Source organism: Microbacterium sp. 70-16 (assembly GCF_001898315.1).
In the GTDB taxonomy this organism is placed as follows: Bacteria; Actinomycetota; Actinomycetes; order Actinomycetales; family Microbacteriaceae; genus Microbacterium.
Map to the genome: position 1 here is coordinate 241,297 of NZ_MKTQ01000009.1, position 25,378 is coordinate 266,674.

15 protein-coding genes and 1 tRNA gene are annotated in these 25,378 nt (G+C 66.2%); 8 read left to right on the forward strand and 8 right to left on the reverse strand.

The features are described 5' to 3' along the window. The first annotated feature begins 233 nt into the window (after positions 1-233). A complete protein-coding gene (locus BGO46_RS02705; RefSeq protein WP_292675880.1) occupies positions 234-1,169 on the forward strand; it encodes a hypothetical protein in 936 nt (311 codons plus the stop codon). 161 nt (positions 1,170-1,330) lie between these two features. Here the strand turns inward: BGO46_RS02705 and BGO46_RS02710 are convergent, their stop codons facing one another. From BGO46_RS02710 to BGO46_RS02730, 5 genes are read right to left on the reverse strand one after another with little or no spacing between them, the layout of a single operon-like run. Continuing rightward, positions 1,331-4,375: a Z1 domain-containing protein gene (locus tag BGO46_RS02710; protein WP_292675878.1), complete on the reverse strand. Its 3,045-nt coding sequence runs from the start codon at positions 4,373-4,375 to the stop codon at positions 1,331-1,333. Beyond that, positions 4,372-5,370, reverse strand: coding sequence for a PD-(D/E)XK motif protein (locus BGO46_RS02715; RefSeq protein WP_292675875.1), 999 nt, complete (start codon positions 5,368-5,370; stop codon positions 4,372-4,374). Before BGO46_RS02715 ends, BGO46_RS02710 begins: the two co-directional genes overlap by 4 nt. Beyond that, positions 5,354-6,880 (reverse strand): ATP-binding protein, encoded by a 1,527-nt coding sequence (locus tag BGO46_RS02720; RefSeq protein ID WP_292675871.1) that lies wholly within the window; start codon positions 6,878-6,880, stop codon positions 5,354-5,356. The genes BGO46_RS02715 and BGO46_RS02720 overlap by 17 nt, the downstream gene beginning before the upstream one ends. After that, on the reverse strand, positions 6,880-10,266 hold the full coding sequence (locus BGO46_RS02725; protein WP_292675868.1) for a DUF499 domain-containing protein: 3,387 nt from the start codon (positions 10,264-10,266) through the stop codon (positions 6,880-6,882). Before BGO46_RS02725 ends, BGO46_RS02720 begins: the two co-directional genes overlap by 1 nt. Then, positions 10,241-13,069 carry a DUF1156 domain-containing protein gene (locus BGO46_RS02730; protein ID WP_292675865.1) on the reverse strand — a complete coding sequence of 943 codons (2,829 nt, stop codon included), beginning with the start codon at positions 13,067-13,069 and terminating at the stop codon, positions 10,241-10,243. Before BGO46_RS02730 ends, BGO46_RS02725 begins: the two co-directional genes overlap by 26 nt. 149 nt (positions 13,070-13,218) lie before the next feature. On the opposite strand from BGO46_RS02730, the gene BGO46_RS02735 reads away from it, so the two are divergent. From BGO46_RS02735 to BGO46_RS02750, 4 genes are all read left to right on the forward strand, one after another. Next, a complete protein-coding gene (locus tag BGO46_RS02735; protein WP_292675862.1) occupies positions 13,219-15,843 on the forward strand; it encodes a sigma-70 family RNA polymerase sigma factor in 2,625 nt (874 codons plus the stop codon). A gap of 142 nt (positions 15,844-15,985) precedes the next feature. Continuing rightward, entirely contained in the window at positions 15,986-17,077 is a 1,092-nt protein-coding gene (locus BGO46_RS02740; RefSeq protein WP_292675859.1) for a DNA cytosine methyltransferase, read from the forward strand. Continuing rightward, positions 17,074-17,409 carry a hypothetical protein gene (locus tag BGO46_RS02745; RefSeq protein WP_292675856.1) on the forward strand — a complete coding sequence of 112 codons (336 nt, stop codon included), beginning with the start codon at positions 17,074-17,076 and terminating at the stop codon, positions 17,407-17,409. Before BGO46_RS02740 ends, BGO46_RS02745 begins: the two co-directional genes overlap by 4 nt. Positions 17,410-17,672: 263 nt before the next feature. Further along, positions 17,673-18,803, forward strand: coding sequence for a tyrosine-type recombinase/integrase (locus tag BGO46_RS02750; protein WP_292675853.1), 1,131 nt, complete (start codon positions 17,673-17,675; stop codon positions 18,801-18,803). A 208-nt stretch (positions 18,804-19,011) separates the two neighbouring features. On the opposite strand, the gene BGO46_RS02755 is transcribed toward BGO46_RS02750, so the two are convergent. Further along, positions 19,012-19,083, reverse strand: a tRNA-Arg gene (locus BGO46_RS02755). 93 nt (positions 19,084-19,176) lie between these two features. Here BGO46_RS02755 and BGO46_RS02760 point away from each other — a divergent pair. Continuing rightward, positions 19,177-20,580 (forward strand): HNH endonuclease signature motif containing protein, encoded by a 1,404-nt coding sequence (locus BGO46_RS02760; RefSeq protein WP_292675850.1) that lies wholly within the window; start codon positions 19,177-19,179, stop codon positions 20,578-20,580. 240 nt (positions 20,581-20,820) lie between these two features. Here the strand turns inward: BGO46_RS02760 and BGO46_RS02765 are convergent, their stop codons facing one another. After that, positions 20,821-21,381: a hypothetical protein gene (locus BGO46_RS02765; RefSeq protein ID WP_292675848.1), complete on the reverse strand. Its 561-nt coding sequence runs from the start codon at positions 21,379-21,381 to the stop codon at positions 20,821-20,823. Between the two features lie 212 nt (positions 21,382-21,593). On the opposite strand from BGO46_RS02765, the gene BGO46_RS02770 reads away from it, so the two are divergent. Beyond that, entirely contained in the window at positions 21,594-22,433 is an 840-nt protein-coding gene (locus tag BGO46_RS02770; RefSeq protein ID WP_292675845.1) for an endo alpha-1,4 polygalactosaminidase, read from the forward strand. Positions 22,434-22,522: 89 nt separating this feature from the next. On the opposite strand, the gene poxB is transcribed toward BGO46_RS02770, so the two are convergent. Continuing rightward, positions 22,523-24,253 (reverse strand): ubiquinone-dependent pyruvate dehydrogenase, encoded by a 1,731-nt coding sequence (gene poxB, locus BGO46_RS02775; protein ID WP_292675843.1) that lies wholly within the window; start codon positions 24,251-24,253, stop codon positions 22,523-22,525. A gap of 157 nt (positions 24,254-24,410) precedes the next feature. Here poxB and BGO46_RS02780 point away from each other — a divergent pair, with 157 nt between their 5' ends. After that, positions 24,411-25,292: a formate/nitrite transporter family protein gene (locus tag BGO46_RS02780; protein ID WP_292675839.1), complete on the forward strand. Its 882-nt coding sequence runs from the start codon at positions 24,411-24,413 to the stop codon at positions 25,290-25,292. Positions 25,293-25,378 lie beyond the last annotated feature (86 nt).

Genomic DNA, 25,378 nt, shown 5'->3' on the forward strand with positions numbered 1-25,378 from the left:
TCTGCCACAGCACGGCGCCCGCTGCGCCGAGAACACCGCATACAAATGCCGTTTCCGCGACACGTCGCAGATCGAGCTGGGGTGCGATTTCGAGGTTCGACATGTCGGGGTCCACCGTTCCGGGTCGAGATCGCCGAACTTCGACGACAGAGTGAAGGTATCACACTTTCAATCAGATGAGTAGAACGCGCACAGATACGCGCCGGAGGTCGGATATGGGCTACAATTTACGCATGTCCAGCCTTCGAGTGACAGTGGTTCCGGTAGCGCTAAAGGCAGACGACGACCCAACGCAGCCATCGCTGGCAGTCTCCTACTTCGGCGAGGGATCGGACTGGCTAGCTGAAGATGTCCCCGACTCGTCAACTGTTGCTGACGCGGGAAGGAGCCTTCTCGCCCGCGCCATACCGGACGAGCTCCGGACCGACGAGTTCGACGCGGTCACTACCATTCCTCTGGAGAACGCGGGCGTCGACTACTCATCTGGTTGCCCGAACCTCCTACTAACGGCGGTTCTACCGATCGCGGTCACCGAGTTCCGAGGTGAGGCATGGACGAAGTTGATACCTTCCCCCGGCAGCGTCCAGGGCGGCGGACGACAAACGCGACTAGATCCCGTCCGGGCCGCAATCGCCTCGTATTGGCGCGAGCAACTCACGAAGACAACGGCAGCACTCGACTTCTTGCCTAAGTATTTTCCTGCGTCGCAGGTGCGGGCTGTGTACGAGTCCTTATGGGGAGGAAGCCAGCCTGAGAGCAACTTCCAACGCTGGTTGACGACAGCGCGCGATGCAGATGGAACTGTCATCTGTGAAGAGGTAGTCGATTCATCGGTGCGGGCGGAAGCTCAAGCCGCCTTCGCGAAGAATCTCACGGCGGCCGCCAGCACGACTGCAGGCATGACAACAGCGACTGCCGTTGCGCGCGCATGGGACCCCAGGTTCATTGGCACCAGCGGCAAGGTATCGGCAATGGCCGGACTCGCGGTAATTCCCGCCGCGGTCGTCGCAGGCGCGCTCGTCGGATCGCTGGTCAGTTGGCAGCGTTCCAGAGTCACGGGCCGACCACCAGCCTGGTATCACCGAACGGTCGCGACCCGAGCGGATCTGAAGGCCCTCTATGTCGTCCGTCCGGTCGTGTCGCTACCATCCGCGACCTTTCTGAGCTGAGGGTGTGCCACTTACGGCGCGAACCCAGGTCGTGTGCGACCGACCAACCGACGCCTCACTCCTCCAGGCAGTCTGGCTCGCGCCCCGACTCTTGGGGGGGACAAGCGAGCGACAGCCGTTGCCGACAAGATCCTCCACGTGGTTGGCATGTCGCACTCAGTTCAGTAGCTGTCGACGATCGCCGCGTCCGCGTCCTCCTCACGCCGTACAGCAAATCCGATCCGGCCTCTGGGCGCCGATCCGTACGGCATGGCGAGCGAGAGCAGGGTCGCGACGTTGTCGCTGGTGATCACCGCTGGCCAGGCATCTCGTTTGACACGTGCACGATCGGCCCGCTCGCCCTTGGCGGCTTCCTCAGCGGTCAGTACCGGATCGAACGCGAATGTGAGTAGGAGCGCACCACGCGTCGGTGTCGAGTAGGCGACAGCGTTCTCCCCCCCCTCGGCAGTACGGTCCGGCTTCTGTGTGATCACCTCGAGTGCTGCACGGTGCCGACGCTCGCTGCCAGCGAAGCCCGGACGGTCGGGGCGACGCTGACGTTCTGCGAGCGATACGACCGAACCTTCGACCTCGCGTTCGTAGTCGCCCCCGAGGTAAGGGACGACAACCGCCCAGTCTTCAAGGGTTCCCTCGGCACGTGCCTTCTCGATCATGCTGATCGTCGGACTCAGCTGATCGGGGGCGTAGAGCGTGATGCTGCGCAGCGCCTCGAGCACGACATCTGTCGAGAACACGCCGACGCGAGCCCGGTAAGTCGTGCTGTTCACTCCGGAGAACATCAGCACCTCCGAAAGCCCTTGCAACAGCGGCTTCACCGCCGCGAAGTGCTTCACATTGCGACTGCCGTCTTCACGGTAGTCGTGCGCGTTGAAGTCCTTGACGACACCGCCTTCGCCTTCGTACTTGAGGACCGCGTTGTACATCTTCGCCGTGCCTGTGGGCTTGAGCCACGGCAGCTGCTGGAAGACGAGCGGGGGCACGTGAATAGGCCGCACGACAGGCCGGCCGTCCTCCTTGATCTCGGAGAACTTGCGCAGCTGATCGCGGAACTCCTCCTCGTCCTCGATGATCGAGGTGAAGGCGTCGTAGAGGTCGTAGACCTTCCCACGCGGGCCCGGCACATTGCGAGCAATGTAGAGACGGACAAGGTCGCCATATCCGGGACGGTATCCGAACCAACGCCCCATCTGCATGAGCGTGTCCGCTGCCGCGGCCTTCCGGCGGTAATAGGTGACCGTGAGCCCTTCGACGGTGAATCCACGGCTGAGTTTCGCCCCGCCGACCATGACGCGCCAGTACGGGCCCGTCTGGAAGTCCATCGAGTTGTAGTCGCTCTCCTTCGTCCCGTTGACAACAACGACGGGGTCGGTGGCCGCAGTGATCGCATCGACGGCCTGTCCGATGTACGGCTTGAGCGCATCGAACGAATCGGGCAGAGGAAGGTCCGCCCACGCCTCCCGTGAGTCGTGCACGCGGACGAAGTCCTTCGCATAGTGCTCGCGCAGTCGCGCCAACCCGGCAGGGCTGCTGTACGCACCGAGACTCCAGACTTCGCGGAACCTGTCCGCGAGCTCCGAATGCTCGGCAGTGCTGACCGACTCGTGCACCAGCATCGTGTGGTGACGGTACGAGAACTTCGCCGGGTCGATCGACTCGCGCCACTTCTTGATCGCGCCGGTCAGCACGAAGGCGTCCAGTGCTGCCTGAATCTCGCCGGCCTCCGCTGCGGGGTCGGCATCGCCATCGGCTTTCAGATTCCGGACGAACGCAGCCTCGTTCGAACACGCAGGGTCTCCTCGACACTCGTCAGGCACACCGCCGAGGTCGTGGAAGTAACGCCCGCCCATGTACTGCGACGAAGGCTGAAGACTGACCAGGAAGTCCTTGGGGAAGAGGTCTTCGGCATCATCCGGCGAGATGAATACGTTCGCGAACGGCGTGGCCGTGTAGCCGACGTACTGCGCGCGCGGGAGCTGCTGAAGCAGCTCAGAGATCAACTTGTTGATCGCCGAGCGCTTCCTCGATTCCGCACGCGCTTCCGCCGACTTCGGGTTGACCGTATTGACGGATGCCTGGTCGGCCTCGTCATCGATGATGAGCGCCGGGATCTCCTTGCCGTCCGCTCGGATGTTCTTGAGATCGTGGAGAAGATTCTTGAGCGCCGTCGTGTTCTTCTTCATCACGGCGATGCGAACGTCGACGGAGTGGATGTTCTCCGGCGCGTAAACGGGCTTCGAAATGTCTTGCACCTCACCCGTCCGCCGGAAGTCAAGCGTGTCCTTCCCGAGCCGCAGCTTCCGGTAGTCACGGTCCACGGTGGTCAAGCGCTTGATCTCCGGGACTTCGGGGAGCGCATGCAGATCCTGTCCGTGCTTCAAGAACCTCCCTGCGTACCAGTCGGAGTCCTGCGTCCCGATGTAGTCGATGTCGCGGATGGAATCGGGGTCGGTCCTGTCGGCGCTGCCGAGGATGTTCTCCTCCCCCAACAACTCCATGTCGAGCCGTCGCTGCGTCTGGCCGCGCAGCAGTTCGATCGTTCCGGTGAGGACGATGATCAGGCGGTAGCCTGCATCGACCGCCTTCGCGACGATCCCGGTGAAGTTCGCGGTCTTTCCGCTCTGCACGTGGCCGACGACGAGGCCTTTGGTCTGGTAGCCCTTGTCCGCGCTCGGGTCCGCAAGCCGCTGCACGATCTCGGTGGTCGAACGGTCGAGCGTCGCAAGCGCGTCCACGTCCCACCCTTTGTCCTCGAGAACGCCTCGATAGGCCCGCCAGTAGAAGTCGTGCGCCGCGCGGCGGTCTTCGTCGTACCAGGGGGTCCAGTTCTTCGGGTCGACGATCATCGCATCCATCTGCGATGCACTGGGCATGGCCTTGTCGAGCGCCTCGCGTGCCTCGGGGCCAAGTCCCAGTCGGTCGTAGATCAGCTCCCGACGGTCGGGGGTCGCAGGCGAGGTCTCTCCCACCCATTCCTGCGACGTCGCAGCGTCCCACACGGCGAGCGCCATGTGCATCTCGCGACGAGCCGGGTCGTTGAGCTCGGGTACGGTCACGGCGGCGATGATCTCGGCTTCCGTCGGCGTCACCTCTGTCCTGCGCAGATCGAACGTGACGTTGTCGACCAGTTCGTCGGGCCCGGTGTCTCTGATCTGCTTCAGCACCTTGCGAACGGACTCGGAAAGGCGGGAGTCGACGGATGCGGTCATTCAGGAACCTCGCAGAAGTCATTGAGCGGAGCGGGGATCACGGCGTGGTCGAGGTCCGTGACATTCACACGGTAGGAGACGCTTACGACATTGGCGCGCTGCGGGATGACCTGGTCGAGGCGGTCCGATGTGATCGCGGGGAACGCCTCATCGACGAGGTAGGCACGCGGCGTCGACCGCAGCTGGAATCGTGTGCGGTAGAGATCCGCATCGGCGCTGCGCCAGCCCAACCTGTCGAGCGCGGCATCGAACGTCCGCAGCGTCTGGTCAAGGCGCGCACGCGTGCGGGCGACGGCCTCAGCCAGAGAGAATCCCTGTTCTGCGAGCCCCGCCCGGGTGAGCTGGATTGACACGAGGTACAGCGGGCGATCCGGCTCGGGCTCGAGCTGGGTCTCCGATCCGATCAGATGCGTACGGCTCTCGGACTTCGTGGTCTTGACCTCCGCATCGAAGTCCTTGAACGCGAAGTCGTGTTCCTCGGCCAACGGACCGAGCCATGCCTCGATCGCGAGAACCTCCCCCAAGGCGTCGATTGCGTGCTCGAGCACGAGCAGCTCGCCGAGCAGCCCCCGCGCGGCCTCGTCCGTGAGGCCGCGACGCCCTGCGAGCAGATCCTTGAACGAATGCACCGCGTCCGACACCGCATTGCGGAATGCTGCACCGCCCTTCATCTGATCGACGACCGACTCCATCAGAACGTAGGCCTCGTAGTGCATGTCCCGCGCCGACACCGCGAGGCGGAACCACTCGCCGCCGTCGTTGATGATGCGTGAGAAGTCCAGGCGCTCAAGCGCAGTGACGTCGGGGTCCGGACCCGCCGCGGGAGTCAGAAGCTCGATCTCCTCCTGCTGCGGAAGGATCCGCATGACGATCTGCGGGTCCGTGTGCAGCGGGAACGCCGCCTGCGCGCCCAGCCGGAAGTACGCCTCGACCGTCCGCGGATCGAGGTGCGTGGGATCGGCACCTGAAGTACCTGCATCACCCTTCGGCGTCATCGCGCAACTCCTTCTCCTCGCGTGCGGACTCATCCCGCACCGCAGCGGTCAGCAGCTGGCCCCAGGCGTCCAGCTCAGCCTTCTCACGTGAGCCCAGATACGACCCCTCGAAGTATCTCGAGTAGACGATCGTCAGCAGTGTCTTCACGAGCGGCGCGTCCTCGTTGTCGGTGCCGTCGCCGCCCGCCATGAGCGATCGGTATGCGCTGTTGATCCAGATCGTGCGGCCCTCGAGATCGAGGGTGACCGGTGATTCGGATGCCTCGACGCGCCACCGGATGGCGACAGGCCCACTCTCGTCGGCCTCGACCGACTCAGCGAAAGCCTCGCGCATCGTCGGGCTCATGCCGCGTGCCGGCTGCACGAGCGAGACAGGTCGCTTGACGTACCGTCGACTCTCGCGCCGACGGTTCTCGGCGGCCTCCAGGAACTCCTGCAATCGCATGCCGCCCGGCTGCAGCCGCGCGTCGAGCAGCGCATGCTTCGCGTCGGCGTCGAGCTCGAGACCGGCCTTCTCGGGATTGATAGTTACATGCGGTTCGAGCGATCCGTCGATGTCGACCGCGATCCGCACGTACTCGAGCTCCGGCCGGTCGACGGTGAGCGTGTTCCAGCCACCGATCTGCAGCAACCGATCGTTGCGGTAGAAATACAACCCCTGTGCCAGCCCACCGGGACGTCCTCCGAGGCGGAACTCCGGTAGCCCCGCCTGCGACGCAGGCCACACATGCGCCTCGCCGGACGCGGTGATGTTGTCGATTTCGAACGTGAGCGCTGCGGGGAAGAGGTCATTGGGCAACCTGCGGTACCCGAAGGGGTCGAGCGCGGTAACGGCGCGCGGTGCACCAGACTCGCCAAGGAACTCATCCAACACATCGATCGAGACCGCAATGGAGCCAGCAGCCAGGTGCCTGTGGAACACCGTCCCGAGGTGGGTCCGAAGCGCCGCCACTCGTTGATCGAGCCACCGGGAGCGATCGCGATTGTCGTCGCTGCTCAGAAATGTCCGCGCACCCACCCACTCGACGACCGTGCCATTCGCCCACGGGAAGTCAACGCGGAGACCCTGGAGAACATCCGCAGCATGGTCTCCGTCGAGGTCGCCGATCCGCGTCGGATCCTCGGCACCGATTGTCCGGCCGACTGCGAGCGCACCATAACGACGGGAGTAGACGTTCAACGTATTGGCTTGACTGAGGGATGCCGCCTTCAGCCCGAGTCCGAAATGACCTTGCTCCGTTTTGTCGTAGGACCTCTTGCGCGCATAGGCCATCGCGGCATCGATTTGGTCGCCATCCATCCCACGACCGTCGTCAATCACTTGGAGCCCAGTAATGGCACCGTGAGTCTCGAGGAAACGGATGAGGACGTGGGATGCGCCAGCATCGAGGCTATTGTCGACAAGGTCCGCGACGGCAGTCTCGAAGGTGTGGTGGCGACCCACCGACTTCGCGATCGACGGATCGGGTGCCACTTGTTGAAAGCCGGTGACGTGCCGCTCCGCGCTCATCAGAGATCCTCGAACCTGTTCGGATAGAGGCCGAGATTCGTTCCGTTCTCCTTGACCGTGCGGACAACGGATTCGGGAAATCCGTCGGACCGGCCCGCCTCGATGTCGACGCGGATCTCCAGCGTGTCGGGTGCTGCGCCACGCAGGTGCTCGAGCAGTTCTTCAGCGAGCACGATCACTTGTGCCCTCAGGTCCGCGCCTGGTTTGAGTTCGAGCGTCCCCCGGTAGCGGGCATTGCGGATAGGTGCTGGCGGTCGCTGCGGAGCCGGTTTGGGAGTGTGTTCTGGGGACAGGTCAGGCTGCGGATGAGGACCGGGAATGGGGACGACCGCAGCAGTCTCCCGGTCACGCTGCGCGCGCGCGAGCGCGGGTGAGACGAGAAGCATGTCGTCGGTCAAGACGGCTGGCGCGGCGTCCTCAATCGGCAAACGCAGGCCGACGAAGTCCCCGGTCGCGTCGTCATAGCCGTCGGCGAGGGCGAACCCGATACCCTCCCAGCCGAGGTCGGTCATCGCACCGGAGATCGCATCGAGGAGCACCTGCTTCTCGCGGAGCCGGGCGAGGTAGGGATACCGCGAGTGGAACTCCCACAGTTCGCCGATGCTGATGCGCCCAGCGTTCCATCTGCTTCGCAGCACGTTCTGCAGTTCGATCGCGATCGATTGCATCGAGAAATGCGCAATGACGATGTCGTTCTTCTCGAACTTGTCGCCGACCGTGCGGATCACCGACTCGGTGGCGCCGTCGGCCTTGATCTGGGATGTCGTCCACGGCTCGTTCGCCTGCGGCTGTTGCGGATAGAGCCCCCAGATCCACGTCTCACGAATGCGCTGGTCGACAGTGCGGTTGAACGTCGTCACACGGTTCTGCGCCGTCTCTGCCTGACCTTGCGTGAGGTCGAGAGTCTTTCGCGACTCATGCACGCCCCGCCAGGCGAGGTACTGGCGAACAGACTGCTCGAGATCGGTCCATCGCGACTGGTCGGGAGCGAGCACGACGACGGTGTTGACGTTCTGGCGCGGGGCGTTCCCCCTGGTCGACGCGAGCTCGCGCGTGAAAGCGTGCGCCTTCGACTCGTAGCTCTTGCCGTCGTGTACGTGCTGTGGGCCCGCCACGACGAGGCGCACACGTTCGGATTCGGCGACGTCTGCCGAATCGTCGGGTGCGAAGACGACGTCGGCGAATGCGCCGGGATGCCCCGGATGCCGGCGGATGCGGCCGATGACCTCGGCTGCGACGTCGGCCTCCGAGAACGACTGCGCGCGCTCCGCGACGGTGCGGTTGAGCGAGACCTGGAGGTCGAACCAGAAGCGGTCGCCCTCGGCGTAGAGATAGGTCGCACGCTCGCCGAGCAGCTGCAGCGCGCTGCCGAAGTTCCCAATGGTGTCGCCGGGCATAGCGACGCCAAGGAACATCCGCTTGCGCTCGACGCCCTTGTGATTGGCGCCGAGGGTCGCCGCCGACCCGACGAAGGCGGCCCGCGCGATGCGCCGGGTGAGCGCGCGCCCGCCGAACAGCGGCTTCTCCTTGTCGACGAGCACCGCCGTGGCGTTGGTCCCGTCGATGTCACTCTCGATGACCGACTTCCAGCGGTCGCCGTCGTCGAGGTAGCCAGTGAGCTCGTCGCGCACCGCGGCCGAGTCGAGCGGGATGGACCCAGGCATGATGAGCGGCGAGTCGTCGCCGGCAGCGTGTAGGGCGTGCACGACGGCGCTCATGAGGCGAAGCACGCCGCGAGTACGCTGGAATTTCTCCAGCGTCGACCAGTCGCCGTAGAGTCGGTCGAACAGCTCGGGATGGATCGGGTAGGCGCTGCGGATGCGATCCTCATACGACGACTCGCGCGTCTCGGCGGGGAGTTCCCCGACGCTGCGGCGGTAGTACTCGACGAACGTCTTTGCGGTCGCGTCGATCCGTCGCTGAGCGGCGGCGTCCGGCTCGCGGAAGAGCCGGCGCCGCACGATCTCGAACGACTCGTTGCTGCTCGCGGGCGTCCACGGCTGCGCAACGCGGGTGACGACGTTCTGCAGGCGTTCGAGCGCTGCACGGCCGTGCGCACCGCCGACTTCGAGATCGGATGCCACAGCTGCGTCATCATCGCGTCGGATGTCGGATGCCGGGATGGAGACGAGCAGCAGCGCCTGCGGTACCGACTTGACGGCCTCGGTGAGCTGCTGGGCGAAGGTGAACTGCGTCTCGAAGGTGCCGCCGACGAGGTCGTCCTGTCCGTACAACCCGCGGGCGTAGGCAACCCATTCGTCGATGAGGATGATCGACGGCGAGTTCTGTGCAATGACGGTGCGCATCGCGGCACCCGGATTGGTGCCAGTGCGGTCGGCCTCGGCGACGAGGGCGTATGCGTCGGCACCGCCCAGTTGCCAGGCGATCTCGCCCCACAGCGTGCGGATCTCGGTGCCGTCGGGCTTGGTCCACGGCTGGCCGGGAGAGAGCTCATTGCCGACGATCGCGACGCGGCGCACGTCCTGCGCGACGGCTGCGGGGTTGACGTCGAGCGCGGCGACCGCGTCTTGCACGCCCTGCGGGAAGTCGGCCAGTGGGCGGCCACTGAACAGGTGCCAGGCCGCGAGCATCGAGTGGGTCTTGCCACCACCGAATGCGGTCTGCAGGTTGACGACCGGCGCAGCGTTCATGTCGCCCGCGAGGCGTCGCACGGCGATGCCGAGCAGGTTCTTCAGACCTTCGGTGAGGAAGGTCCGCTGGAAGAACTCGACGGGGTCGTTGTAGTCGACGGATGCCTCGGCACCGGTGGCGACCTGATACAGGTCAGCCGCGAACTCCGCGCGCGCGAAGTCATTGGCCGCGATATCGGCGTGTGGCTGGAGGACATCGCGCCATGGGGTGAGCTCGGAGGACGCGAGTCCGGGCATTCCTGAGGAGGACCGGGTGTCACGGCGAGTCTCATCGGCGTAGGCCGAGCGCTGCACGTCGAGACGTGTCTTCCGCACACGGTCGGCCGCAGGACCCGACCCGATCGCACGGAGCAGGCGCTCGATCGTGTCGAGCGCGCGGTAGGCGTCGTCGGCGCTGAACGGCTTCCGGTGCGCCCACGAGTCGCGCACGGCGCGCGTCTCGCTGGCGAGGTTCTGCTCAGCGCGCGAGAGAACGTCGTTGAAGGCGTACTTGAGCGCGCCGAGCGGTTCGGTGATGACCCGCAGCTGCACCTGCGGGTCGGCGGGCGAGTACTCCTTGCCTGCGATGTCGTCCTTCGCTGCGAGGATCAGGGTCCAGTCGTGCGCGCCGGCGGGAAGGTGCGGCGAGAGCACGCGCGCGACGAACGGCTCGAGCTCTGCGGCGAGGATGTCGAGCGCACCGCCCACGCGGTCGAGGTTGGATGCCACGTCATGCCTCCAGATCGTCGAAGTCAAGGGTGGGTGCGTCGAGCGCTTCGGGCTTCTCGGCTGCGGATGCCGCGGCGGCTCGCACCTCGGGCCACGACGACCCGAGCGTGTTGAAGAGGATGCCCGCCTGGGTGAGGCCCTTCTTCTCAGCGATCGAGTAGAGGAGGTAGGCGAGCTCGTGCGCCGACGCGGTGTCGACTCCGCGCGCCTCGGCGCCTGCCAGGATGCGCCCGGCGGCGTCGAGGCCCTGCGCGGAAAGGGCACGCGCCATGTGCAGCACGACCTCCCAGAGCGAGATGCGATCGTCGGTGCGCGGGTCGTAGCTGGCCGGGAGCTCCTCCGGGGAGAACAGCTTCACCTTGCCGCCGCCGCTGGAGACCGCCCCGCCGCGCGCGAGGGCAGCAACTGACGCGTTCTTTGCACTGGCGAGGGTCTCGGCCTCGCCGTACGAGGCGACGTCGAAGCCATGCGTCTCGAACCACGCCACGCACCAGCGTGTGTCGTCGTCGAAGTCGCCCTCCTGCGCGGAGAGCACCTCATCGAGCACGCCGTTGATCGCACGCAGCGCGTCGCGCACACTCATGGCTTCGCCGGACGGTTCCACAACGCGCGCATACCTCGAGAATGTCGCCATGCCGGGACCGATCGCGGCCTGGGCCATGTCGACCGGTGCGACGCTGCCCTGCTGCAGATCACGCAACGCCTCGGGAAGCGTGGCCTTCAGCTCGGCGAGGACTCCGCGGCGATCGATGATCGGCGCGTCGGTGGGACGAGGGCGAAGCGCGAGCACGATCGAGGACGCCAGCGCGTTCGTTCCCGACGCGATCATGCGGTTGCCGAGCTCGGAGCGCACCGGCCAGGTCGCCGTCACGGTCCACCCTGCGCGTACCATGCTGCCGAGGATGGTCTCCCATCCCGTCGAGGCCGTTCCACTCGCGTCCGTCTCGGACTGTTTGAACGCGTAATACACCGTGATCGGGAACTGGTCCGTCGCCGTCTCGCGAGCGTGCTCGAAAACGTGCTCGAAGCCGTCCTCAAAGAACGATCGAGCACCATCCTTGCCACCGTGGCGATACGGATTGGCGACCAATTCATCTGCCTTGGGAACGAGCATCGTCTGGGTCAGTTTCGCTTGCACTGAACGCAGCGAGCGGCGCAGCCAGACGTAGAAGAAGTCCGACAGGTCCGAGTAACCGATGTTGTCGTAGTACGGCGGATCCGTGGATATCAGCACACCCGCGTACGGCCGGTTGGCCGCATCCTGCTGCACAGCCACCCCGGCTGTCCGCGCTGGCAGCCGTTCTAGTGTCGTAACCACATTGCCGATCTGACGGGACACCGTGCCCGCTGCCTCACCGAGAAGGGCGCCCTCCGCGAAGTCCCAGATCATTGGGATTGCTTGCCGCGCGAAGAGATGACCAACACCTTCGTTCTTCGGATCGCTCCGCCACGAGCAGAGCGCATTCTGGTAGTCAGTCGACTTGGATATCGCGAATCCCAGGTAGGTGGCGACTGCGTCGGCGTAGGCGGCAGCGCCGGAGCCGCCCTGCTCGAGGCGGTCTCCCTCGTCGAGGCCTGCGGCCAGGGCATCCTGCAGCACCCGCTCGCGCGCTTCGCCGACGAGGTCGCTAAAGGTCGTCAGCGCCGTCAGCTGTCGGTTCGTGAACAGCGACGCGAAGGTGCTCATGCCGTAGTTGGGCGTCTTGAAATCGCGCGGGTTGGCGGCGAGGTCTCCGAGCGGGACATCGACGGGCACGGGCACCGAGGCCGCATCGACGTCGGCGGGCGTCGGCGCCGTATAGATGCGCTGCCGCTTCCCTTCTGCGACTATCGCCATCAGATGCGTACCCAGTCCGTGGTACTTTCCTTGCGCCCGGATGTACTTCAGCGGGACGGCAGAATCGCATCCGATACAAGTTGCACCGAGCCTGCCGACAGTGCCGTCGTCATCTTTCGTCGGGGCATCCTTCGGGTCGTGACCGATCGAGTACTCCACCCGTCCGTCGACGACGGTGGGGACGACGTACGCCTCCTTGCCCTTCTTCTTGCCGAGCCACCACGAGCGAACGAGGGGCATCTCGATGCCGCAGGCGGGATTGGGGCAGGTGACGGTGCGGGCCCAGATCCAGGCGATGACGTTCGCCTCGGTGCCGTCGTCGAGGCGCGCCTTCGGGTAGAGGTGTCCGATGCGCGTCTGCGCCTCGTCCCGCATCCATTCGCCGTAGCGGCGCACGTCATCCGCGAGGCCGGTCGCCTTCGGCCAGTGAGTGCGGGTGCCCTCCGCACCAGGGAACACGGGCGGGCGGTCGGCAAAACGCGGGGGGATCTCGATGAGCGCCTTGTTGATGAGTACGGCGACCGGGTTGAGGTCACTCGCGTGCGCTTCGAGTCCGAGCCGCTGCGCCTCGAGCGGGATCGTCCCACCGCCAGCAAAGGGATCGAGGATGGCGGGCGGGTTGCCATCGGTCGAGCGGCGGATCTCTGCGCGCACCTCGTCGAAGAGAGCCTCGTCGCCGAGGTTGTCCCAGTCGACCATCCGAGTGATGAGGTCGAACAGACGCTCGCGCTCGGCGTCGACGCGCGCGGCGGCGTGCGCGGCAGCGTCCTCAACGCCGCTTTTCTCGGCCTCGGCGCGGTACTCGTCGAGGTTCTCGCCCGGGTCGTCGACAAGCTGCGCGAAGAGCACGGCGCGCGCGGTCGCGAGCGGGCGACGAGCCCACCACAGGTGCAGCGTCGAGGGGTGCCCGTGACGGATCGACTTCTCGCGCGCGGACTGCGCATTGATCGCCTCGAGCGGCAGCGCGACCTCGATCAGCTTCTTCTTGGACACCAGACTCCCCAGACACGTACCAGCGGCCGTCGTGCACGGGTGGAGCATTCTCCGGCCAGAGACTCTTCCTTTCTATCGCATGGACACGGCTTCGTTCGCACGGCGTTGTAGGGTCCGGCATGTCCGACGCTGTGCGTACGATCACAGCCATGACGTACCTCGCCGACGCAGACGATGCGGATACGACCACGCCGGTCACCGTGGAGCTGCAACCCGACGCATCGATCCTTGCGGCCATCGGTCGCGGGCACGACCTGGCCTCCGCCATCGCCGACCTCGTCGACAACAGCATCGATGCCGGTGCGACGCGCATCGGCGTCCAGTTCGTGACGAAGGACGCCCGTGTGAAGTCGGTGCGGATCCGCGACGACGGGTGCGGCATGACCGGCGACCAGTTGCAACACGCGATGGCGCTCGGCGGATCCGAGAAGCAGGGCACGGGCAAGCTCGGACACTTCGGCGTCGGGCTCAAGGCCGCGTCCATGAGCCAGGCGACAATGCTCGCAGTGTTCTCTAGCACGGGGTTCGCGCCAGCGGCCGGGATGCGACTTCACCGTGAGCAGTCCGGTCCGCAGATCCAGGCCGAGGTGGTTCCCGCGTCAGCCGCGGCGAATGTACTGCGGCTGCGCGGGTTTGACACCGACGCGGGCACGCTCATCGAGTGGTACGGGTTGGAGAGCGTCTCGGAGGCGACGGGGTGGCATGCGCGCCGGAAGTGGCTCGAGACCATGATCACTTCGCTGCGCGACTCGCTGGGCATGACGTTCCACCGCCTGCTCGCCGATGACGGTCTGCGGATCGAGATCCAGGAGGTGGACGAGACGACCGCGGAGTCGGGCCCGCCTCGCGCAGTGAAACCCGTCGACCCGTTCGCATTCGAGCAGTGGGGCGCCGCTGGCTACCCGCGAGCGCTGTCGGTGCCTCCGTCGACGGGCGGGGCGATCTCTGCACTTTTCTTCGTCCTGCCGCCTGGGGTGGAGGCCCCGAGTGCTCGGATGCTGGGCCGATCGCGGGCACACTGGCAAGGGCTCTACGTGTACCGGAACAACCGGCTGCTGCAGGCGGGCGGCTGGCTCGGGCTTGCCGAGAGATCGGATGCGCTGCAACTGGGCCGCGTGATCCTCGAGTTCGACGACGACGCGCGCTGCGCAATCGCGATGAACGCCGAGAAGCGCGGCGTCGTACTGCGACCATCCGCAGTGCAGGCGCTCGAGAGCGCACACGAGGGTGGCTTCACGCTCAACGGGTACTTCGCCGAGCTGCGTGAGGTCTGGACGAATTCGCAGAAGCATGAGCTCAAAGCGCAGCCTGTCGCACGCCCCGGCGACGGAGCGCCCGATGGATTGCTGCCGCTCGTGACGAGCACAATCGGTGTGCGTGATGAGGATCCGGCACTGAGCTTCGTGATTGAAGCTGTACCGCCGGGGGCGCTGTACGCGTTCGAGCCGGGCACGGGCATCGTAAGGATCGCTCCTTCGCTCGCAGCGCGGTCGGATCTCGAGCTGCTGAAGACGAGCCTGTTCCTCCTGCTCGAGCCGCATGTCGGCAAGCAATGGCTCGCGGAGCACACCCGGCGGAAGCTAGACGTGGTGCACGCGGCGTTCGCCGCAGCGGTATCGGCCTCAGTTGTGGCACCGGATTCCGCCGCTGTTGCGGACGGGGGCGAGAACGAACCCGAGGAGATCGCGCGAGACTTATCCGAGGACGCGGAACCGAACGCACCACCCGACCTGGCGGACGAATCGGCAGGCGAAGAGCCGCCCGCGTTGATCCGCACGACGATCATCCACACCGCGGACCAGGATGAGCCGTTGGGAGACCCGGCTGTCGCGAACGTTCACGTCGACGAGGACCCCGTCAAGGACTACATGGCTCGGGCAGGCCGTGCTCCACTCCTCAGCGCTGACGAGGAAGTGGAGGTCGCTCGACGGATCGAAGTCGGCGTTCTCGCGGCCGAGCGCCTGCGTACGCTGGTACCCACTGATCATCCGCGCTCGTACCCGCGTGAGTTGAGGATGCTCGTTCGCGACGGCGAGCACGCGATGCAGACAATGATCGAAGCGAACCTCCGGCTCGTGATCTCGATCGCGCGGAAGCATCTCGGTGGTGGGATGGAAATGCTCGACCTCATCCAGGAAGGCAACATCGGTCTCCACCGTGCGGTCCAGAAGTTCGACTATCGGCTCGGGAACAAGTTCTCGACGTACTCGACGTGGTGGATCCGACAAGGCATGACCCGGGCGATGGCCGATCAAAGCCGGCTGATACGGTTTCCTGTTCACATTGTCGAGAAGCTCCCGAAGGTCGCGAAAGCGTGGGAGGAATCGACCGGCACCATCGAGCAGCGGCTATCGGCTGTCGCAGCGCAAGTCGAGGAAGCACCGAAGGCGTTGCGGTCGATCATCGACAACATGTATCCGCCACTGTCCCTCGACTATCAGCGGGCGATCGATGCGGGAGATGACACGGTCGAGTGGGGCACACTCGCAGACCAGGTCGTCGATACCGAGGCCTACGGGCCCGACGACGTCGCTACGACGCGGGAACTACCTCGCCGCATCGCCACGGTCTTGGGCAGTCTGCCCGAGCAGCACAGCGAAATCCTCCGGCTGCGGTTCGGCCTCGACGGGAAGGACGCGCAGACCCTCGACACGATCGGCGATCACTTCGGCGTCACGCGGGAGCGCATCCGCCAGATCGAGAAGAAGGCGCTGACCAGACTCGAGGAGATCGCGCCCGCGTTTGACTTGAGGGAGTACCTTCAGTCCCCCTGATATCGTACTTATGCATGAATGTCGGAGGGAGTATCTAGTCTCGATAGTATGAGATATGTTCCTTCCGCAGCTCGTTTGAGGACGTGCGACACCACGTTAGGTGCGGCGGCGCGACCGCCGCGGCCGGCTAGGATTGGGCACCGTGGCTGACGACATCCGGGTACTCGATCTCTTCGCCGGAGCCGGCGGGCTTACTGCTGGCTTTCACAAGGCCTCTGCGCGTTTCGTCAGTGTCGCAGCGGTGGAGAAAGACCTCGCCGCCGCCGCTTCGTATGAGGCCACGTTCGGTGACGGTGTCGTGTTCGCAGGAGGCATCGACGAGTGGCTCGACACCGCGACGATGCCCGAAGACATCGATGTCGTCGTCGGCGGCCCACCCTGCCAAGGATTCTCCACGCTCGGCAAGCGACAGGAAGAGGACCACCGCAACGAGCTGTGGCGCTCATACGCGCGCACGATTCTCGCAGTGAAGCCAAAGTACTTCGTCGTAGAGAACGTCGCAGTCTTCGAGAAGTCTCGTCAGTTCCAGGACTTCCACAAGGCCACCGAGCCGGGCGAGTTCCTTGAGGACTATCACTTCCAGCACCGTGTGCTGAACTCGGCAGATTTCGGTGCCGCGCAGTCCCGTAAGCGAGCGGTGCTCATTGGATACAGGCGGGATCTCCCCTTCCCAGGTTTGCCGGAGCCCACGCACAACTCCGAAGGCACCGGTGGACTGCAGCGCTACGAGTGGGTCAAGGACGTCTTTGCGCGTATCCCGGTAGATCCCGACAGGGACGACGTGTTCGACACCAAGTCCATGATTTTCGCGGGCAAGACTTTCGCCGGGGCCTTCACCCCGCGTGAGCTTCATTGGAGCCGCAACTATACGACGAAGTCTTTGGAGCGGTTCGAGGACATTCCTGCGGGCGGCAACCGGTTCAACATCGATGAGTCACGATTGCCGGAGTGCTGGAAGAAGCACAAGACCGGCTCAGGCGATGTCATGGGCCGACTGCATCTCGACCGCCCGTCGGTGACGATCCGAACGGAGTTCTTCAAGCCGGAGAAGGGCCGTTACCTGCACCCGACGAAGAACCGCGCGATCACCCACTATGAGGCGGCCATGCTTCAGGGCTTCCCACTGAACCACCAGTTCGTCGGCTCGAAGACTGCCATCGCACGCCAGATCGGCAACGCCGTGCCGATCCCTCTGGGCACCGCCGTCGCGCGACAGCTACTGACGGTCCTGTGAGCGACGCGAGCGATTCCCTATTCGACCTGTCGCAGCCTGACGTCGACGAGCGTCCCACTCCCCCGCCGGCGGCCGCGCCGATGATGTCCGCCGCTCAGCGCGCCAAGATCCGTGCACTCTTCGGTGAGCTCGGCGTCACGACTGCGCGCGACCAGTTCGCCGTCGTCAAGGAACTCACGGGGACGACGATCGCGTCCGTCGCGGAGCTCACCGCGGCAACGGCGCATCGCCTGAGCGAGCGCCTCGCTGCTCGCGTGCGCGATGCTGGCAAGACCCGCACAGGCAATTCGTGGGACGACCGCGAGGAAGACACCTGGATCGACCGGCTGTGATCGGGCGGGCGTCCGGGGCCCATCGAACCCGACCTCCGAGCATTCATGGCCTGGACCCAACATGAGGAATCACACGACCACCCATACACCACATCCGAGGACTGGACGCCTCTATAGGGGCTGAGACCTGCTCTCTCAGACTTCAGTCAACTACGGTCGCCGACAACCACCCACATCGTCCGTCGCCCGCGTTGACGTCGCCCGCCCAGTGTCCGACACTGTCCCCACACTGGTGATCAACCACCCGCGAGCGGAGGCCAGAGATGGGCACCATCACCTCGTACGAGACGTCGAAGGGCCGCCGCTACCGCGTGCGCTATTACAAGCCGGATCGGACCGAGACGCAGAAGCGCGGCTTCACGACGATGCGCGACGCGCAGCTGTACCTCTCCTCGGTCACGGTGTCGAAGTCGAAGGGCGAGTACATCGATCCCGCAGCGTCGCGGGTGCCGGTCCGGATGTTTGCCGACAGCTGGCTGCGCTCCAAGCAGCCGCCGATGTCGAAGCCTTCGTACTACATGACCCTCGAGCGGGCATGGAAGAACCACGTCGCTCCCGTCTGGGGAGACCGCGAGATCTTCACGATCCGGCGCTCTGAAGTGCAGGACTGGGTGTCCGAACTCGCGACAGAGAAATCGAGCACCGTCGTCATCCGGGCGCTCGGCGTCCTCGCCGGCATCCTCGACGTCGCCATCGATGACCGACGACTCGCGACCAATCCCGCCCGCCAGATCCGCAACCTCCCGCGAAGGGGGCCGGGCAAGCGCCGCGTCTACCTCACGCACGACCAGGTCGCGACCCTCGCCGCGTGCTCGGCGCACCCGGCCATGGTCCTGACGCTCGCCTACACAGGCCTGCGCTGGGGCGAGGCGACTGCACTGCGGGTACGTGCGGTGAACCGGCTTCGCAAGCGCTTCATCATCGAAGAGAACGCGGTGATGATCGGCTACGAGATCCACGTCGGAACGCCAAAGACGCACAAGTCGCGCTCGGTCCCCTACCCCGACCGCCTCGCGTCGATGATCGAGCAGGCCTGCGCCGGCAAAGGCCCCGAGGGGCTGCTCTTCGGCGACGGCGAGCACCACATGCGCAACTCGGGCAGCCAGGGCTGGTTCGCGAACGCCGTGAAGCGGGCGCAGGCGATCGATCCGTCGATCCCGCGGCTCACGCCGCACGACCTGCGCCACACTGCCGCCTCACTCGCGATCAGCTCGGGCGCGAACGTGAAGGCCGTGCAGCGGATGCTCGGTCACGCGTCAGCAGCGATGACCCTCGATACCTACGCCGACCTCTTCGACGACGATCTGGATGCCGTCGCGTCGCGCCTCAACGACGCCATGCCGCTCGTGCCTCTGCCGACCGGCCCGCAGACCCGCTACCCCCGGCCGCAGTGACCGCGCAGAGCAGATTGCTCAGCTTTCGACGAGGCTCGCGGCCGCGCGGAACGCTCGATTTCGACGCTCTGAGACGTCAAAAGAGGCCCTCCGCAAACCACTGTCGTCGACTCATAGTGTTCTCAAATGCGGGCAAAAAGCGGGCAAAAGCGGTTTTCGAGTGGTCCGACCACGGGATAAATCCCAGGTCAGAAGCGAAAAACAAGTGTGCCCCTGGAGGGATTCGAACCCCCGACCCGCTGCTTAGGACGCAGTGGCTCTTCCACTGAGCTACAGAGGCAGGCGCGATCGAGTCTAGTCGGCGCGGACACCGGGACCGGGTGTCCACCGCCGCCGGATAGCGATGTCGGAGGCCCCGCGTAACGTGCAGGGTATGAGCTTCTTCACGACGGCAGACCCTACCGGGGATGTGTTGTGGAGTGATCCGGAGCTGCGGACGGCGCACCTCGAAGCGCGGGCAGCAGAGGCCCTCGCTGGCGGAGTCGACGAAGAAGACGCGTTCTGCCCGCCCGACTGGACCCCGGCCGAAGCCGAGGACTATGTCGATGCGTTGCTGGACGTGGAGGGCACAGCCCGCGCCGCGCGCGCGTTGTGCGCTCAGCAAGACGCGGCATTCCACGCGACTCTTGTCCATGCCGCCGCGGCACCGGATGCCTGGGTGGGGCCCGACCCCACCCTCGACCCGGCATGGCGCGACCCTCGCGGCCGCTCGGTCGGAGACGTCCGTGCAGACCGTCGCGATCTCGCAGTACGCGCCGCCGCAGCCGACGTGGGCGCACGCGTGCACCTGACCGACAACCAGGTCCGCTCGCGCGCGTACCGCGCGAAGGTGCTCTCCACCCGCACGCCGATCACGTGGGAGGCCTGCCTCGCCGGATCGGTGTCAGAGCAGAACATGGCGATCACGGCACAGATCGCCGCGTCCCTGCCCGACGACGCACCAGAGGTGTGGGCCGTGTTCGACGACGCGATCAGCGAACCGGCAACCCGCCTCGCGCCGGGGCGGTTCCGGCAGCGCGCCCGCACCGCACGCGAGCGCGCACACCCCGAGTCGCTCACCGAGCGGCACCAGCGCGCGGCGACGGGCCGGCGCGTCGACGTGGAGGCCCACTTCGACGGGATGGCGTTCGTCTCTGCGTACGTGCCCGCGGCCGACGCCTATTCGGTCGACCAGCACCTCGCCGACCTCGCTGACCACCTCGCCGCCGCGCCGGGTGAAACGCGCACGCGCGCGCAACTGCGCGCCGACGCGTTCGTCGATCTGCTCACCCGCTCCCCCGAGACCAACCCTGACGCTTCCGCAGGCACCCCGGCCGCGACCGTGCACATCACGATCCCGGCCCTCGCGCTGCTCGGTCACTCCGACGAGCCCGCGATCCTCGACGGATACGGCCCCATCGACCTCGACACCGCCAAACAGCTCGCTGCGGGCGCGAGGAGTTGGACGCGTGTGCTCACCCACCCGTTCACCGGCACCGTCGTCGACGTCGAACGCCGCTCGTATCGCGTCCCGGCCGACCTCAGGCGGCTGCTCACGGTGCGACATCCCACCTGCGTCTTCCCCGGGTGCACTCGTCGAGCCAAAAACTGCGACATGGGCCACCGAAAACGGTGGGCCGACGGCGGCACGACCTCGGAAGAGAACCTCGCGCCGCTGTGCGAACCGCACCATCACGTCAAAGACGAGACGCTCTGGCAGTTGCTCCGCACCCTCGATGGGCTGCGGTGGATCTCGCCGAGCGGGTACGAGACCGACATCGACCCGCCGCCGTTCTAGGCCTGATCTCGATACACCGGCGCTACGCGCCGGCACTCGATCACCGATGGGGAACCCGGGGCTCCACCCGGCACTCGATCACCGGAGGGATGTCTGCGCTACGCGCAGGCACGCGATCACCGGATGGTGTCGGTGCTACGCGCCGGCGCTCGATCACCGGCCGCCCCGCGGGCACAGCGCACACAGCACCGACGCCCCCACTGCCGGAGCAGCGGGGGCGTCGGGATGGAACGAGGCGACTCACCAGAGCCAGGTGCGCTCACCGACGATGCGACGCCAGGTCGGCGCGAGGCTGATGCGCTGATCAGCGACCGCGAAGAACGCGATGGCCATGATGCCCATGTCGATGATGTGGCTGTCGATCAGCGGGTTGGTGGCACCCGTCAGCGTCAGCGGGAACTCCGCCAGGTACATGAACAGCAGCATCGCGGCACCCGCGATCGCACCGATCCGCACGCCGATCCCGAGGATCAGCGCCGCACCGACACCGAGCAGTCCGAGCATGAACAGCCAGTCGACGAGCGCGTTGCCGGCGAGCGCCGCGAACACACCCGCGAAGGGGCTCTCGGTCGTCGCGTTCGTGAGGAACCCGGTCGTCGGGCTGCCGCCGTTCAGCCAGGCACGCTCAGCCGGCGTCGAGAAACCGAGACCGAAGGTCTTGTCGAGGAAAGCCCACAAGAAGTAGAAGCCCATGAGGATGCGCGTGATCGCGATCGCGGTCGGCAGCGCGGCACGGGTGGCGACCGGAGCATCGGCCGGGGTGACGCCCGGAAGAACCGGGGCTGCAGTGGGGGCGGACATGATGTGGACCTTTCTCGTTGTTCTCAGTGCCTCCGTGATCGGCACCGTTTCGATGACTTGAGTCTCCTCCCGCTGGAGCCCTACCTGAGAAAACCCTGTACGCCTCCTCAATGTGGTCTGACCACATGCGGGTGACAGTTGTGGGAATCATACGAACGCATGCGAAACGCGCCCCGCGGCGGCCCCGCGCCACCCCGCACTAGGGTCGAATCATGCGCGCGCATCCGATCCGCGGCACGATTCGCAGGGCATCCGCGGCGCTCGCGGCCGCAGCGATCGCCGCCGCCACGCTCGCGGGGTGCGCAGCCACCGAGTCGACGCCCGACGCGAACGCCCCGGCGCTCCCGCCGGCCGGCGGCGCGCTCGACTACCAGCTCGGTGGAGCGTACGACCCACCCGCCGGCGTGCAGATCGTGGCGCGCGACCGCGCGGCATCCCCCGCCGACGGCCTCTACAACATCTGCTACGTCAACGCGTTCCAGACCCAGCCGGGCGAGCTCGACCGCTGGCCCGACGCGCTGCTCCTGCACGAAGACAAGGACACACTCGTCCACGACCCGGACTGGCCCGACGAGGTCATCCTCGACACCCGCCAGTCAGCGAGCATCGCAGACGTCGTCGTCCCGTGGATCCGCGGCTGCGCCGACGACGGATTCGACGCCGTCGAGTTCGACAACCTCGACACCTACACGCGCACCGGCGGCGCGCTCACTCGCGACGACAATCTCGCCCTTGCCACACTGCTCGTCACGGCCGCGCACGACGCCGGACTCGCAGCCGGGCAGAAGAACGCGGCAGAGGATGCCCCGCTGCTGCACAGCCGCGCCGGGTTCGACTTCGCCGTCACCGAAGAGTGCGTCGCCTACGACGAGTGCGACGCGTACACCTCGGTCTACGGCGAGCACGTCCTGGCGATCGAGTACCCCGACACGCTCACGGTGCCGTTCGCGCAGGCGTGTGCGGCACCGGGGCGCCCGGCGTCGCTCGTGCTGCGCGACCGCGATCTCGTCACGCCGGGCGAGGCTGGGTATGCGTATGAGAGATGTGGTTGATCTCGATACACCGGCGCTGCGCGCCGGCACTCGATCACCGGAGGGGGCCCGGGGCTGCGCGCCGGCACTCGATCACCGGAGGGTGAAGATCAGTGGAAGATCCGTCGCCACACGTTCGTGTCGGCAAGATCGAGCAGCTCGTCGCCGCGTCCCGAGAGCACGGTCTTCAGCGCCCACAGCGTGAAGCCCTTCGCCTGCTCGACGGTGATCGACGGCGGCATCGACAGCTCTTCGCGCGCCGTCACGACATCGACGAGCACCGGCCCGTCGGTCGCGAGAGCCCGCTCGAGTGCCTCACGCAGCTGCGACCCCTTCTCGACGCGGATGCCCGTGATGCCGACCGACTCCGCAACGGCGGCGAACGACGGGTTGTCCAGCGTCGTGCCGTAGTTGACGATCCCGGCCGCCTTCATCTCGAGCTCGACGAAGTTCAGCGACGAGTTGTTGAACACGACGATCTTGATCGGCAGGTCGTTCTGCTTGATCGATAGAAGGTCACCCATCAGCATCGCGAGTCCCCCGTCGCCGGCAAGCGCCACGACCTGCCGCGACCGATCCTCCGCCTGCGCACCGAGCGCCTGCGGCATGGCATTGGCCATCGACCCGTGCAGGAACGACCCGAGTAGCCGCCGCTTGCCGTTCATCTTCAGGTAGCGCGCCGCCCAGATGACGGGGCTACCCACATCGGCCGTGAACACGGCATCCTCGTTCGCCAGCTCGTCCAGCAGTGCCGCGACGTACTGCGGGTGGATCGGCGCTTTGCCGTCGTCGACCGCGAGCTCATCGAGCTGCTTGCGCGTCTTGCGGTAGTGCTCGACGGCATCCTCGACGTGCGACGAGCTGCGCCCGGCATCGATCAGCGGCGCCAGCGCAGCAGCGGTCTCGCGGACTCCCCCGACCAGTCCCACATCGATCGGCGTGCGCCTCCCCAGCTGCTCACCGCGCAGGTCGACCTGCACGATCTTCGCCTTCGCGGGGTAGAACTGCCGGTACGGGAAGTCGGTGCCCAGCATCAGCAGCGCGTCGCACTTCTCCATCGCGCGATACCCCGACGCGAACCCGAGCAGACCCGTCATGCCGACGTCGTACGGGTTCTGCCACTCGATGTGCTCCTTGCCGCGAAGCGCGTGCACGATCGGCGCCTGCAGCTTCTCGGCGAGCGCGATCACCTCGTCGTGCGCCCCGGCGACGCCCGCACCGGCGAGGATCGTGACGCGCTTGGCACCGTTGAGCACTTCGGCCGCCGCGGCGAGCGACGCGGCATCGGGCAGCACGACCGACGAGGTCGCCGCGATCGGCGCGGTCGCGCGCCGGGCCGGTGCATCGCGGAAGAACACGTCCCCAGGAACCACCACGACGGCGACGCCGCGCTTCTCGACGGCCGTGCGCATCGCGATCTCGAGCACCCACGGCAGCTGCGACGGATCGCCGATGAGCTCGGTGTAGACACTGCACTCGCGGAACAGCTCTTGCGGGTGCGTCTCTTGGAAATACCCGCTGCCGATCTCGGCCGACGGGATGTGCGACGCGATCGCGAGCACCGGTACGCGGTTGCGGTTCGCCTCGAACAGACCGTTCACGAAGTGCAGGTTCCCCGGCCCGCACGAGCCCGCCACGACGGCGAGTTCGCCGTTCAGTTCGGCATCCGCACCGGCTGCGAACGCCGCCGCCTCTTCGTGCCGCATGTGCAGCCAGCGGATGGATCCGTCGCGCCGCAGCGCGTCGGTGAACGCGTTGAGCGAATCGCCCGGCAACCCCCAGATCCGGTCGATACCTGCTCGCCCCAGGGACTCGATGAAGAAATCTGCCACATTCGCCATCCCGCCACGCTACGCCGTGGCTCTCACAAAGCGCACCCTCCACAAGAGAGCAAAAGGTTACGCACCGACACACACGGCGGCTCTGCACGGAAACATCGCGTCTCTACCTTCGGAACACCGGCGATCCGGCCGGGACAATCCACGAAGGGTGCACCACATGAGCTACGTCAAGCCCGCAGAACTGGTCACCACGGTCATCGACGCCGGGGTCGCGAAGGTGATGCTGTCCACGCGCGACACGATCGTCCGCTCCATCCTGGGCGGCGCGCTGCTCACCCTCGCGGCGGCCTTCGCCGTCACCGTCAGCGTCAACACGGGCATCCCGCTGCTAGGCGCGCTACTGTTCCCGGTCGGCTTCATCATGCTGTACCTGCTGGGCTACGACCTGCTCACGGGCGTGTTCGTCCTCGCACCCCTCGCCTGGATGGACAAGCGCCCCGGGGTCACCATCGGCGGCATCCTGCGCAACTGGGGCCTCGTGTTCGTCGGCAACTTCATCGGCGCCATCACCGTCGCCGTCCTCATGGCGATCGTCGTCACCTTCGGCTTCTCCGACGCGCCGAACGCCGTCGGCGAGGCGATCGGCCACATCGGCGAAGGCCGCACCGTCGGCTACGCCGAGCACGGCTTCGCCGGCATGCTGACGCTGTTCGTCCGCGCCGTGCTGTGCAACTGGATGGTCTCCACCGGCGTCGTCCTCGCGTTCATCTCGAAGGACGTGATCGGCAAGATCATCGCGATGTGGATGCCCATCATGCTCTTCTTCTACATGGGCTTCGAGCACTCGATCGTGAACATGTTCCTGTTCCCCTCGGGCCTCATGCTCGGCGGCGACTTCACGATCGGCGACTACCTCATCTGGAACGAGATCCCCACCGTCCTCGGCAACCTCGTCGGCGGCCTCGTCTTCACCGCCATCCCGCTCTACCTCACCTACGCCCGCGGCGGCGCGCAGCGGCGCCTGCGTCGTGGCGAGGTGCAGGATGCCCCGGCCGCCGGCCCCGCAGAGCCGGTCGCCGAACCCGCGCTCACCCACTGAGTCCCGTCATCGAGATCGCGTCAGGAGCAGTCATGAAGCACCTCGTCAACAGCCGGAAACACACCGACGGTCTGGGCGAAACAGCA